A 13,002-nucleotide genomic window follows, 5' to 3' on the forward strand; every position below is an offset into this window, starting at 1 on the left:
GTCCGGTGGTCGCGGAAGGAGTCGCGTGTACCTGGAATCCGGCCGCGTGGTCACGAGCCCGAGCGATCTCTCGGACTGGGCGGCGTGCGAGTGGGCGGTCCTCCGCCGCCTCGATGCGGTGCTCGGGCGCGCACCGCGTCTCGAGATCGCCGAGGACTCCCTGCTCCAGCGCACCGCCGCTCTCGGCGACGAGCACGAGCGCCGCTTCCTCGCCGAGCTGAAGGAGTCGCACCGGGTGGTCGAGTTCGCGCGGCCCGAACCGGCCGACTACGCCGCGGCGGCCGACGCCGCGGTCGAGGCGATGCGCGCCGGAGTCGACGTGCTCTACCAGGCCACCTTCTACGACGGCGGGTTCCTCGGGTTCTCCGACTTCCTCCTCCGCACCGCCGACGGCGCCTACGAGGTGTACGACACCAAGCTCGCGCGTCACGCGAAGATCCCCGCGCTCCTCCAGCTCGCGGCCTACGCCGAGCAGATGGCGGCGCGCGGCATCCGGGTCGGCGAGCGCGTGCACCTCGTGCTCGGAGACGGCTCCGTCACGAGCCACGAGCTGGCGGTCGTCGCGCCGGTGCAGCGCGTGCAGCGTGCGCGGCTGCGCGCCGTCCTGGAGGAGCGGCTCGCCGCCTCAGCGCCGCTCGCCTGGGGAGACCCGCGGTACCTCTCCTGCGGACGTTGCGCCGTGTGCGCGCCCGAGGTGCAGGCGCACCGCGATCCGCTCCTGGTCGCCGGTCTGCGGCTCGACCAGCGTGCCGCGCTCGCCGCGGCCGGCGTCATGACGCTCGACGCCCTCGCCGAGCACGTCGGGCCGGTTCCCGGGATGGGTTCAGGCAGCCTCGAGTCGCTGCGCGCGCAGGCGCGGCTCCAGCTGCGGTCCGAATCCTCGCCCGTGCCGGCCGTCGAGCTCGTCGATCCCGCCGTCCTGGCCGCGCTGCCCTCTCCCGATCCGGGAGACCTCTTCTTCGACTTCGAGGGCGATCCGCTGCACACCGAGGACAACCGGGAGTGGGGGCTCGACTACCTCTTCGGGATGGTCGACGAGCGCGAGCAGTTCACCGCCCTGTGGGCGCACGACCTCGCCGCCGAGCGGCGGGCGCTCCTCGACTTCCTGGCGCTGGTGCGCGAGCGCCGCGAGCAGTACCCGCGGATGCACGTCTACCACTACGCCGCCTACGAGCGCACGCACCTGCTCTCTCTCGCACTCCGGCACGGCGTCGGTGAGGAGGAGGTCGACGCCCTGCTGCGAGAGGGCGTGTTGGTCGACCTCTACCCGGTCGTCCGGCGGGCCCTGCGGGTGGGGTCGCGCAGCTATTCGCTCAAGAAACTGGAGCCGCTCTACATGGGTGAGCAGGCGCGCGACACCTCCGGAGTGACTACCGCGGCCGACAGCATCGACGCCTACGTGCGAGCGCGAGCGGCCCTCGCGGAGGATCCGCAGGAGGGGCAGCGGCAGCTCGACCTCGTCGCCGAGTACAACGCGTACGACTGCCGCTCCACCCTGCGGCTGCGCGACTGGCTGCTCTCGCTCGCACCGCCGCGCGAGGAGCAGCGTCCGCTCGTCGAGGTCGACATCCCCGTTCCGCGAGAGCCGCATCCGGTCGCGGTCGCCCTTCTCGAGCGGGTCGAGGGGGTCGAGCCGCGCGAGCGCACAGCGGATCAGACCGCGCTCGCCCTCGCCGGCGCGGCGATCGACTACCACCGCCGCGAGGCCAAGACGTTCTGGCAGGAGCACTTCGACCGGCTCCGTCAGCCGCTCGACGAGTGGGCCCAGACCCGCGACGTCGTCGTGGTCGACCGGGTCGAGGTGGTCCGGGACTGGTCGAGACCGCCGAGGGCACGCACGGAGTCGCGTGAGCTGCGGATCCTCGGTCGGCTCGCTCCCGGCAGCCGGCTGAGCATCGGCTCGTCGCCCTACCTCGTCTACGAGGCGCCGCCGCCTGCCGGCGCACCGTCGCCCGGGCCGGGTCTCCGCGGAGCCTCCGACCGCTCCGAGATCCTCGCGGTGGACGAGGACGGCGAGAGGATCGTCCTGCTCGTCAAGGAGGGTCTGAAGGCGGGGGAGGAACCCCACGACGACGCTCCCGTTGCCCTCGCGCCCGTTCCGCCACCGCGCGCGACCCCGCAGCCCGAGGCGATCGCCGCGTGGGGTGAGGAGGTGCTCGACGCCCTGCCGCGGTTTCTGCCCGACCCGGCGCTCGACATCCTGCGCCGCGTGTCGCCCGGAGCCGTCGTCCCGATCGCCGGGGACGACGTCATCGGCGCGGTCGTCGCCACCCTCCTCGGGCTCGAGCGGGCGACTCTGGCCGTCCAGGGTCCGCCGGGCACCGGCAAGACCTACGTCGGCTCGCACGTCATCGCCCGGCTCGTGCGCGAGCACGGCTGGCGCGTGGGTGTGGTCGGCCAGTCCCACGCGGTGGTCGAGAACGTGTTGACGGCGGTCGTCGGCCGGGGCGTGGATCCGTCGCGCGTCGTGAAACGGCCCAAGGGCAGGAGTCCGGCCGAGGCTCTGGAGGCCGTGATGTGGACTCCGGTCGCGACCGCGGCAGCGCTCGCCGCTGTCCTCGAGGAGGACGGCGGCTGCGTCGTCGGAGGCACTGCGTGGACGTTCGCGAACGCGGGCGCGGTCGCGCGGCGCTCCCTCGATCTGCTCGTCGTCGACGAGGCGGGCCAGTTCTCGCTCGCGCCGACGATCGCCTCCTCCGTGGCCGCGCAGCGCCTGCTCCTGCTCGGCGACCCGCAGCAACTGCCGCAGGTCAGCCAGGGCTCGCACCCCGAGCCGGTCGATGAGTCGGCACTCGGCTGGCTCGCCGACGGGCACGACGTCCTCCCTGCCGAGTACGGCTACTTCCTCGCGCAGACCCACCGGATGCACCCGGCTCTGGCGGCCGCCGTCTCCGAGCTCTCCTACGAGGGCGCGCTCGTCTCGCGGGCGCCGCGCGAGCGCCGCCTCGAGGGCGTGGCACCGGGCCTGCACTCCGTGCCCGTCGTGCACGCCGGCGACACCACGTCCTCGCCGGACGAGGTGCGCCGCGTCGTCGAGATCGCCCGCTCCATGATCGGCCGCACCTGGGTCGACGAGCACGGCCGGCGGAGCCTCACCGCCGCGGACGTGATCGTCGTCGCGCCGTACAACGCGCAGGGCGGACTCCTGCGAGCCGCGCTCGACGCCGCGGGGCTCGGGGAGACCGCGGTCGGCACGGTCGACCTCTTCCAGGGCCGGGAGGCGGTGGTCGCCATCGTCTCGCTCGCCGCCTCGTCGGGAGCGGACGTCCCGCGCGGCCTCGAGTTCCTCCTCCTGCCCAACCGGCTCAACGTCGCGATCTCGCGGGCCCAGTGGGCCGCCTACCTCGTGCACTCGCCGGCCCTGGCAGCCTCGCTGCCGACCTCGATGGTCGCCCTCGAGCGGCTCTCCCGGTTCATCCGCCTGCTCGAGAGAGCGGAGGCGCCGCGATGACGGATTCCGTCGCGAGAAGAGCTGTAATCCCACAGTTTCCCCGGTCTCCTCCTTGTTCTGCACGCGAATCCGTCGCTACGGTAGCCCCATGAGAATCCTCCTGGTCGGCGCCGGAGGCGTCGGCGACGCCTTCGCGAAGATCGCTGCCCGTCGCTCCTTCTTCGAGCAGATCATCGTCTGCGACTACGAGCTCGGTCGGGCCGAGCGCACGGTCGCGTGGATCGCCGAGCGTCACGGGGTCGACGACCGCTTCGTCGTCGCGCGGATCGACGCCTCCGACGCCGGGAGCGTCGAGACCGTGGCTCGAGCCCACCGGGCGACCCACGTGATGAACGCGGTTGAGCCGCGTTTCGTGCCGACGGTCTTTGCCGGAGCGCTGGCCGCCAAGGCCGACTACCTCGACATGGCCATGAGCCTGTCGCTCCCGCACCCCGAGGAGCCGCACGCACGGACGGGCGTCCGGCTCGGCGACGAGCAGTTCGCCGCCGCCGATGAGTGGAGCTCGCGCGGTCGCCTGGCCCTCGTCGGGATGGGCGTCGAGCCCGGGCTGTCGGACGTGTTCGCTCGCTACGCCTCCGACCACCTCTTCGACGAGATCGACGAGCTCGGCGTGCGGGACGGCGCGAACCTCGTGGTGCGCGACGAGAACGGCGCCGAGATCTTCGCGCCCTCCTTCTCGATCTGGACCACCATCGAGGAGTGCCTCAACCCGCCGGTGGTCTTCGAGCGCGACCGCGGCTGGTACACGACCCCGCCCTTCTCCGAACCCGAGGTCTTCGAGTTCCCCGAGGGGATCGGCCCCGTCGAGTGCGTGAACGTCGAGCACGAGGAGGTGCTGCTGATGCCCCGCTGGCTCGACGCGAAGAAGGTCACCTTCAAGTACGGACTCGGCGAGCAGTTCATCGGCGTTCTGCGCACCCTGAATCTGCTCGGGCTCGACCGCACCGAGCCTCTGCGCGTGCGCTCGGTGGACGGCCCTGTGCTGGTGTCCCCGCGCGACGTCGTCGCCGCAGCGCTGCCCGACCCGGCCGGCATCGGCCCGCGGATGACGGGCAAGACCTGCGCGGGCGTCCGCGTGACGGGCACGAAGAACGGCGCTCGCCGAGAGGTGTACCTCTATCACGTGAGCGACAACGAGTGGACGATGGCCGAGTACGGCACGCAGTGCGTCGTCTGGCAGACCGCGCTCAACCCGGTGATCGCCCTCGAGCTGCTGGCGACGGGCGCCTGGTCCGGCGCGGGCGTGCTCGGCCCCGAGGCTCTCGACGCCGCCCCGTTCCTCGAGTTGATGGCGCGGCCCGTCGCCGACGGCGGCTACGGGCAGGCGTGGCACGTGCGCGAGGACGGATCGGCTCCGACCCTAGGCTGAGCGCATGAGTGACGACGACGTGCTCGCCGCGGCGAGGGACGAGGCGCGCGCGGCCCTGGAGGCCGCCCGCCGACTGCAGGCCGAGGCCGCGGAGGCGCTGGCGAGGGCGGAGGCGGCGGCCGCTGCGGTGAACGCGGCAGCCGATCCCGACGAGACACCCCCGGAGGCGCACCCGTCGGCTGCACCGTCGAGCCAGGCTCCCGCCGCTGTGCAGGCCCCGGCCGTCTCCGCCGACGCTGCGGCCCCCGCAGCCGGGCCGCTCGCCGAGGCCGCCGTCGACGTCGTGCGCTCGGGCTACGCCTTCTCCGGGCCGGCCCTCGAGCTCGGTGCCCTCGTCAACGGCGAGGCGCGCGCCGACGTCCCGGTCCGCATCCCCCTCGGGATGCTCAACCGCCACGGACTCGTCGCCGGCGCGACCGGCACCGGCAAGACCAAGACGCTCCAGGTCCTCGCCGAGCAGCTCTCAGCGCAGGGCGTCCCCGTCTTCGCCGCCGACATCAAGGGCGATCTCTCTGGCCTGGCCACGCCCGGTACTCCGAGCGACGCTCTGCTCGCCCGCACCCGCGGCATCGGCCAGGACTGGCGCCCGGAGGCGGCTCCCGCCGAGTACTTCGCCCTCGGCGGCATTGGCACCGGGATCCCCGTGCGGGCGACGGTCACCGGATTCGGTCCACTACTGCTCGCGAAGGTCCTGGGCCTCAACCACACGCAGGAGTCGAGCCTCGGCCTCGTCTTCCACTACGCCGAGAGTGCCGGGCTTCCGCTCGTCGACCTCTCCGACCTCCGCGCCGTCCTCACCTACCTCGTCGGAGACGAGGGCAAGGCCGAGCTCGCCGAGCTGGGCGGTCTCTCGAAGGCGACGGCCGGTGTGATCCTGCGTGAGCTGATCGCGTTCGCCGATCAGGGGGCCGACGTCTTCTTCGGCGAGCCCGAGATCGACACCGCCGAGTTCCTCCGTCTCGCCGCCGACGGCCGGGGAGTGGTCAGCCTCCTCGAGGTCCCTGGAGTCGCCGACAGGCCGGCGCTGTTCTCCACCTTCCTGATGTGGCTGCTCGCCGATCTCTTCAACGACCTCCCCGAGGTCGGCGACCTCGACCGGCCCAAACTCGTCTTCTTCTTCGACGAGGCGCACCTGCTCTTCCGCGACGCGTCGAAGGACTTCCTCGCGGCGATCACGCAGACCGTGCGTCTCATCCGCTCAAAGGGCGTCGGCATCGTCTTCGTCACCCAAACGCCCAAGGATGTGCCGAGCGAGGTGCTCGCCCAGCTCGGCTCGCGCCTCCAGCACCAGCTCCGCGCGCACACGCCCGACGACGCGAAGGCCCTGCGCGCCACCGTCTCCACCTACCCCGAGAGCGACTACGAGCTCGGCGAGGTGCTCCAGGCCCTGCCGATCGGCGAGGCGATCGTGACCGTGATGAACGAGCGCGGCGCTCCGACTCCCGTCGCGTGGACGCGTCTGCGCGCCCCGCAGGGCTCGATGAAGCCCACTCCCGAGGCCGACCGCGAGGCGAGCGTTCGGCGCTCGCCGCTCCTCGCCCGTTACGGCGCCGCGCTCGACCGAGAGTCGGCCCGCGAGATCCTCGCCCGTCGGCTCGACGCCGCCGCCGACGCTGAGGAGGCGCGCGTCACCGCCGAGCAGCGCGCCGCCGACGAGGCAGATCGCGCGAAGGACGAGGCCCGGCGCGCGAAGGAGGACGCCGCCGCATCCGCTCGCCGAGACAAGGAACGTGCCGCCGCCGAGCGCGCCGCCGACCAGGCCGCCGAGCGCTCCCGCCGCCGCACCGCGCCCACCTCCCGCTCGACCCGCCGCGACAAGACGGTGGTCGAGGAGGTCCTGGGCTCGAGCGTCGGTAAGACGCTGCTGCGCGAGGTGGTGCGCGGGATCTTCGGGACCGCGCGACGCCGCTGACGGCCTTCCGGCGTGATGCATGGTGCTAACGGCTCCGTGTTAGCGTCGGTAGCGTGAGTGAGAGCGGGACGACGCGGGAGCGGATCCTCCGGGCGACGACGGAGCTGCTGGCCGAGGGCGGGCGGGACGCGGTGTCGACGCGGGCGATCAGCTCAGCGGCCGGAGTGCAGGCGCCCACCATCTACCGGACCTTCGGTGATCTGCGCGGGCTGCTCGACTCCGCCGCCGCCGCGGGCTTCGCCTCGGCCCTGGCCGACTTCGAGCGGAGCGAGGCCCCCGAGGACCCGGTCGACGCCCTGCGCGCCGCGTGGAACCACCACGTCGCCTTCGGTCTCGCCGAGCCGCACCTCTACGCGCTGATGTTCACGGCGCGACCGGGGGAGGAGTCGGAAGCGGCGCGCCTGTCCCGGGGCGTCCTCCTCGACGCGGTCCGCGCCGTCGCGGAGGCCGGCCGCCTCACCGTCGACGTCGAGCGCGCCTCGCGCCTCGTGCAGTCCGCCGCGCTCGGCTGCACCCTCACGCTCTCCGCCCTCGCCGAGCCGGACGACGAGCTGTCCTCCCGCTCGCGCGAGTCCGTCCTCGCGGCCGTGACCACGGCGGAGGCGGGACCCGCCGATCCCGCGGCCCGCGCCGTCGTCGCGCACGCGGTCGCGCTGCGCACCGCCCTCCCGGGGATCGAGCCGCTCAGCCCGGGGGAGCGCCTCCTGCTCGACGAGTGGCTCGAGCGCATCGCCGACTGACCCCGCGCGGAGCCCGCACGAACGAAAACGGTGCCCGTGCTGGCGAGAGCAACGGACACCGTTCGCGGAGGATGGGGGATTCGAACCCCCGAGGGCTTTCACCCAACACGCTTTCCAAGCGTGCGCCATAGGCCACTAGGCGAATCCTCCTGGCGCGACCGGGGCCGCGACTCATCGATACTAGCCCGTGTCGGCGGCTCCCGCAGACCATGGCGCCTCGAGGCCGCTCCCGCACGGGCCTGGTGTCGGATACACTGTCCTCCGGCTCCCCGCGTGGCGCCATCCAGGCCAACTCCCCCAGGGCGGAAACGCAGCAAGGGTAACCGGGCTCTGGCGGGTGCGCGGGGGGTCTTTCTCCGTTAACGGGCGCCTCCTCGCTCGGCCTCCTCGCTGCCCCGGTCGTCCAGCCCGCGCCCTCGGTGAACGCTCCTCCACAGCGCACCGCACGTGGACGCCCTTCGCTCTCTGGCCTCTACTCAGCCAGGCGGAGGTGCCCCCTCGGTAGGCTGGATCCGATGGTTCAGAGCATCTACATCTCGTCCGCCGAAGGTCATTCGGGCAAGTCCACGGTCGCCCTCGGCGTCCTCGATGCGCTCAGCAGCCAGGTGCAGCGGGTCGGCGTCTTCCGCCCGATCGCGCGCTCCACCTCCGAGCGCGACTACGTGCTCGAGATGCTGCTCGGCCACGCCGACTCCGGGCTCGTCTACGAGGACTGCATCGGCGTCACCTACGAAGACGTCCACGCCGACGGCGAGGCCGCCCTGTCCCGCATCGTCGAGCGCTACAAGGGCGTCGAGGCGCAGTGCGACGCCGTCGTCGTCCTCGGCTCCGACTACACCGACGTCGGCAGCCCCACCGAGCTGGGCTACAACGCCCGCATCGCCGCCAATCTCGGCGCGCCGGTGCTGCTCGTCCTCACCGGCCGCGACCCCTCCCGCAGCGAGCAGCTCGGCCAGGCGCCCGCCCGCACACCAGAAGAGATGCGCCAGATCACCGAGCTCGCCGCGGTCGAGCTGCGCACCGCGCACGCCAGCCTCATCGGAGTCATCGCGAACCGGGCCGATCCCGCCGCCGCCGCCGAGGCGGTCACTGCGATCCGCGAGGGCCTCCCGGTGCCGGTCCCGGTGTGGGCCATCCGCGAGGACCCGTTCCTCGTTGCTCCGAGCCTGTCCCGGCTGGTCGAGGCGGTCGACGGAGTCGTCGTGGCCGGCGACCCCGAGTTGCTGGGCCGCGAGGCTCTCGGCGTCGTCGTCGCAGGCATGTCGATGGTCAACGTCCTGCCGCGCCTCACCGAGGGCGGAGTGGTCATCGTCCCCGGCGACCGGCCAGAGGTCGTCCTCGCGGTGATCATGGCCTACGCCTCCGGCACCTTCCCGACGGTCACGGGCATCATCCTCAACGGAGGATTCGAACTCCCCGAGCCGATCGTGCGCCTGATCGAGGGGATCGACACGCGCCTGCCGATCGTGATGACCGAGCTCGGCACCTACGACACGGCGGTGCGGGTCACCGCCGCGCGAGGCCGGCTCGCCGCCGACTCGCCGCGCAAGCGCGACACCTCGCTCGCCCTCTTCCAGGAGGCGGTCGACGTCGTCGAGCTGCTGACCCTGCTCGACGTCGGCCGTTCCGAGGTCGTCACACCGCTGATGTTCGAGTACGGCCTCATCGAGCGCGCCCGCATCGCCGACCGGCACATCGTCCTGCCGGAGGGCGGAGACGACCGCATCCTCCGCGCCGCCGCCACCGTGCTCAAGCGAGGCATCGCCCGACTCACCATCCTCGGCGAGGAGGCGGAGATCCGCGCCCGCGCGGGCGGCCTGGGCCTCGACCTCGACGGCGCCCGCGTGCTCAGTCCCCTCGACCCCGAGCACCGCGCGCGCTTCGCCGACGAGTACGCCCGCATCCGCGCGCACAAGGGCATCACCTACGACCACGCCTACGACACCGTCACCGACGTCTCGTACTTCGGCACCATGATGGTGCAGCTCGGCCTGGCCGACGGGATGGTCTCGGGGGCCGCGCACACGACCGCGCACACCATCCGCCCGGGCTTCGAGATCATCAAGACCAGCCCCGGCGTCTCGGTCGTGTCGAGCGTGTTCCTGATGGCCCTCGCCGACCGCGTGCTCGTCTACGGCGACTGCGCGGTGAACCCCGACCCGACGGAGGCGCAGCTCGCCGACATCGCGATCTCCTCCGCCGAGACCGCGCAGCAGTTCGGCATCGACCCGCGCATCGCGATGCTCTCGTACTCCACGGGCGAGAGCGGAGCAGGAGCCGACGTCGAGAAGGTCCGCGCCGCGACCGCGCTCGTTCGCGAGCGCCGACCCGATCTGCTCGTCGAGGGCCCGATCCAGTACGACGCGGCAGCTGATGCGGCCGTCGCCGCCTCCAAGATGCCCGGCTCGCAGGTGGCCGGGCGCGCGACGGTGTTCATCTTCCCCGACCTCAACACGGGCAACAACACCTACAAGGCCGTGCAGCGCTCCGCTGGCGCGGTCGCGATCGGCCCGGTGCTCCAGGGGCTGAGGAAGCCCGTGAACGACCTCAGCCGCGGCGCCCTCGTGCAGGACATCGTCAACACCGTCGCGATCACCGCCATCCAGGCGGCGACGCAGGCGATCGTGCCGCCCACCTCCGCCATCCCCGTCGTGCGCTGACACCACCCGCGTCGCCGCCCCTCCGACCCCGACCCCCCAGGAGTCCCCCATGTCCGTCGTCCTCGTCGTCAACAGCGGTTCGTCGTCGTTCAAATACCAGCTCATCGAGATGACGACCGAGGAGACGCTCGCGAGCGGCCTCGTCGAGCGGATCGGCGAGGAGACGGGCCGCACGCGTCACAGCCACGACGGCGAGAGCGTCGAGTTCGAGACGCCCATCCCCGACCACACGGCCGGCTTCGACGCGATGATCCGCGCATTCGCCGAGCACGGACCGAGCCTCGACGCGTTCCCGCCGGTGGCGGTCGGCCACCGTGTGGTCCACGGCGGCAAGCGCTTCTTCGAGCCCACCGTCGTGACCGACCTCGTCAAGATCAACATCGAGGACCTCTCCGACCTCGCTCCGCTGCACAATCCCGCCAACCTCGAGGGCATCGAGGCGGCGCAGAAGGCGTTCCCCGACGTCCCCCACGTCGCCGTCTTCGATACGGCGTTCCACCACACCCTCCCCCCGGAGGCCTCCACCTACGCCATCCCTGTCGAGCTCGCCGACAAGCACCGGATCCGGCGCTACGGCTTCCACGGCACGTCGCACAAGTTCGTGTCCGAGGCGGCCGCCGCCTTCCTGGGCCGCCGTCGCTCCGATCTCAAGACGATCGTCCTGCACCTCGGCAACGGCGCCTCCGTGTGCGCCGTCGACGGCGGCGCCTCCGTCGAGACGTCGATGGGCATGACACCGCTCGAGGGCCTCGTGATGGGCACCCGCTCCGGCGATCTCGACCCGGCTGTCGTCTTCCATCTCGCCCGCAAGGCCGGCCTCTCGATCGACGACCTCGACACGCTCCTCAACCGTCGCAGCGGCCTCCTCGGTCTCTCCGGCCGCGGCGACATGCGCGACGTGCAGGAGGCGTCGGATGCAGGAGACCAGCGGGCCCGCGCCGCGCTCGAGGTCTACTACCACCGCCTCCGCCACTACGTCGGCGCCTTCTACGCCCAGCTCGGCCGCGTCGACGCGATCGTCTTCACGGCGGGAGTCGGCGAGAACGTCCCCGCCGTGCGCGCGGGCGCCCTGCGTGGGCTCGAGGGGCTCGGCATCGAGCTCGACCCGGAGCGCAACGCCGCTCGCGACCGCGGTGCCCGCCGCATCTCGAGCGACGACTCCCGCGTCGCCGTGCTCGTGATCCCCACCGACGAGGAGCTCGAGATCGCGCGCCAGTCGCTGTCGGTGGTCTAGCGGGAATCGGCACCTCCCGAGAACCGGTCGGCGGGCTGTCACGGGCGGAGCACCACGCCGATCTGACGCCTGATGTGGCCGAGGATCACGGGCAGCGGATCCTCGAGGTGCAGGGTCGCGGTGGTCGTGAGGTGGATGATCGACGTGATCACACGTGCCAGCGGAGCCGCATCGTCGTCATTGAGCCGAGCGTCGCGCACGACGATCGCCCGCAGTGCCTCCTCAAGGCGCATCGAGAGGGTGAGCCCCTCTCTGCGCCACGGCTCCGCCGGATCGCCGAACACCAGCTCGTGCAGGTAGGTGCGACCGTTCTCCGGCTGCTCCCGCAGGCACGAGACGACGGGCGTCACGAGGGCGAGGACCTGATCGAGCGCTCCCGCTGAGAGGCCGGAGGCGGCGAGGCCGTCGTCGATGGCGGCGGCGAACGTGCGGTTCTGCACCATGATCAGCAGTTCCGCCTTCGTGGCGGCGTAGAGGTACAGCGTGCCGATGGCGACGTCGGCCCGATCGGCGATCTGCTGCGTCGTGACTCCGCCCACTCCGCGCTCGGCGAATAGCTCGCGCGCAGCGTCCGCGATCCGCCTCCGCTTGTCCTCCTTCGCGCGCTCGCGCCGCCCCTGCGGGACCTCCTCGGACTCCATCACGGTTCCTCCTTGACAAACTTACTGAGTGAGCTCACAATTGAGTCTACTCGGATAAGCGGGAGAGATCTCCTCGCCGCCGGGATCGCGCAGGAGAGCAGACCGACATGACAGCGTCACCGGGCAGGGGAGCGGCATCCGCTCCTGTCATCAACGCCCCCACGCAACGGGTCCGCGCCGCAGGAGCCGACTTCGTCTACCGCGAGCTCGGAGCGGACAGTGGCGACGCGCTCCCTCTCGTGGCCCTCACCCACCTGGGCGCGAACCTCGACAGCTGGGACCCCGAGGTCGTCGACCCGCTGGCCGAGGACCGCCGTGTCCTGCTGATCGGATACCGAGGCGTCGGCGGTTCCTCCGGAGCGGCGCAGCAGTCGTTCGAGGCGGCCGCGGACGATGTCGTCGCCGTGATCCGGGCGCTCGGCGTCGAGCGCGTGGACCTCTTCGGCCAGTCGATGGGCGGCATGGTCGCTCAGGCTGTGCTTGAGCGCGCTCCCCAGCTCGTCGACCGGGTGGTGCTGGCCGGCAGCGGTCCCCGCGGCGGCCCCGGGCTCGTGACCATGGGCGGAGTGATGATCCGCGGCATCCTGCGCGGCGTCCTCACCGCCACCGACCCGATCGCGCTCCTCTTCTTCACGCGGACGCCGAACGGGAGGAGCGCCGCGAAGGCGCTCGCGGCTCGCCTGACGCGCCGCCGAGTCGATCGCGACTCCGCGGTCACCCTCGGCGTCGTCCGGCGGCAGCTCGGTGCGGTCCGGCGCTGGGGCGAGGAGCCGCCGGCCGACAGCCTGTTCCCCCATCGAGCCCTGATCGTGCACGGCGACGGCGACCGTCTCGTGCCGCCGGTCAACGCCGATCTGCTGCGTGCCCGGTTCACCGATGCGCGACTGGTGGTCCTCCCCGACTCCGGGCACGGCGTCGTCCCCCAGAACCGCCGGGCCGTCGTCGACACCGTCCGATCCTTCCTCCGCCGCTGACCTCGGCACCGACACCCATCA

Annotated in this window: 8 protein-coding genes, 1 tRNA gene and 1 other RNA gene; 8 read left to right on the forward strand and 2 right to left on the reverse strand. The window is 72.2% G+C overall.

Annotated features, from left to right (window positions below):
- Positions 1-25: 25 nt before the first annotated feature.
- From GSU10_RS03960 to GSU10_RS03975, 4 genes are all read left to right on the forward strand, one after another.
- The gene (locus GSU10_RS03960; RefSeq protein ID WP_132504468.1) at positions 26-3,451 is read left to right on the forward strand and encodes a TM0106 family RecB-like putative nuclease; all 3,426 of its coding nucleotides are present in this window, start codon (positions 26-28) and stop codon (positions 3,449-3,451) included.
- An 88-nt stretch (positions 3,452-3,539) separates the two neighbouring features.
- Complete coding sequence (locus GSU10_RS03965) at positions 3,540-4,820, forward strand: saccharopine dehydrogenase family protein (RefSeq protein ID WP_068209332.1); 1,281 nt, start codon at positions 3,540-3,542, stop codon at positions 4,818-4,820.
- Between the two features lie 4 nt (positions 4,821-4,824).
- Complete coding sequence (locus tag GSU10_RS03970; protein WP_132504470.1) at positions 4,825-6,732, forward strand: helicase HerA-like domain-containing protein; 1,908 nt, start codon at positions 4,825-4,827, stop codon at positions 6,730-6,732.
- Between the two features lie 53 nt (positions 6,733-6,785).
- Positions 6,786-7,472, forward strand: coding sequence for a TetR/AcrR family transcriptional regulator (locus tag GSU10_RS03975; RefSeq protein WP_068211675.1), 687 nt, complete (start codon positions 6,786-6,788; stop codon positions 7,470-7,472).
- A 65-nt stretch (positions 7,473-7,537) separates the two neighbouring features.
- On the opposite strand, the gene GSU10_RS03980 is transcribed toward GSU10_RS03975, so the two are convergent.
- Positions 7,538-7,622, reverse strand: a tRNA-Ser gene (locus GSU10_RS03980).
- 110 nt (positions 7,623-7,732) lie between these two features.
- Here GSU10_RS03980 and ffs point away from each other — a divergent pair.
- The 3 genes from ffs (at position 7,733) to GSU10_RS03995 (ending at position 11,366) form a co-directional block, all read left to right on the forward strand.
- Positions 7,733-7,829, forward strand: an RNA gene (gene ffs, locus GSU10_RS03985) — signal recognition particle sRNA small type.
- 158 nt (positions 7,830-7,987) lie between these two features.
- Positions 7,988-10,132, forward strand: coding sequence for a phosphate acetyltransferase (gene pta / locus GSU10_RS03990; protein WP_068211672.1), 2,145 nt, complete (start codon positions 7,988-7,990; stop codon positions 10,130-10,132).
- Positions 10,133-10,181: 49 nt separating this feature from the next.
- Positions 10,182-11,366, forward strand: coding sequence for an acetate/propionate family kinase (locus tag GSU10_RS03995; protein ID WP_132504472.1), 1,185 nt, complete (start codon positions 10,182-10,184; stop codon positions 11,364-11,366).
- A 38-nt stretch (positions 11,367-11,404) separates the two neighbouring features.
- Here the strand turns inward: GSU10_RS03995 and GSU10_RS04000 are convergent, their stop codons facing one another.
- Positions 11,405-12,007 carry a TetR/AcrR family transcriptional regulator gene (locus GSU10_RS04000; protein WP_068211668.1) on the reverse strand — a complete coding sequence of 201 codons (603 nt, stop codon included), beginning with the start codon at positions 12,005-12,007 and terminating at the stop codon, positions 11,405-11,407.
- 107 nt (positions 12,008-12,114) lie between these two features.
- Here GSU10_RS04000 and GSU10_RS04005 point away from each other — a divergent pair, with 107 nt between their 5' ends.
- Entirely contained in the window at positions 12,115-12,981 is an 867-nt protein-coding gene (locus tag GSU10_RS04005; RefSeq protein ID WP_068211666.1) for an alpha/beta fold hydrolase, read from the forward strand.
- Positions 12,982-13,002 lie beyond the last annotated feature (21 nt).

Source organism: Rathayibacter tanaceti (assembly GCF_009834165.1).
GTDB classification, from domain to species: Bacteria; Actinomycetota; Actinomycetes; order Actinomycetales; family Microbacteriaceae; genus Rathayibacter; species Rathayibacter tanaceti.

Coding starts and splice junctions, on each gene's coding strand:
- GSU10_RS04000 (WP_068211668.1), bottom strand. CDS start 12,007: ATGGAGTCCGAGGAGGTCCCGCAGGGGCGGCGCGAGCGCGCGAAGGAG.
- pta (WP_068211672.1), top strand. CDS start 7,988: ATGGTTCAGAGCATCTACATCTCGTCCGCCGAAGGTCATTCGGGCAAG.
- GSU10_RS03970 (WP_132504470.1), top strand. CDS start 4,825: ATGAGTGACGACGACGTGCTCGCCGCGGCGAGGGACGAGGCGCGCGCG.
- GSU10_RS03995 (WP_132504472.1), top strand. CDS start 10,182: ATGTCCGTCGTCCTCGTCGTCAACAGCGGTTCGTCGTCGTTCAAATAC.
- GSU10_RS03965 (WP_068209332.1), top strand. CDS start 3,540: ATGAGAATCCTCCTGGTCGGCGCCGGAGGCGTCGGCGACGCCTTCGCG.
- GSU10_RS04005 (WP_068211666.1), top strand. CDS start 12,115: ATGACAGCGTCACCGGGCAGGGGAGCGGCATCCGCTCCTGTCATCAAC.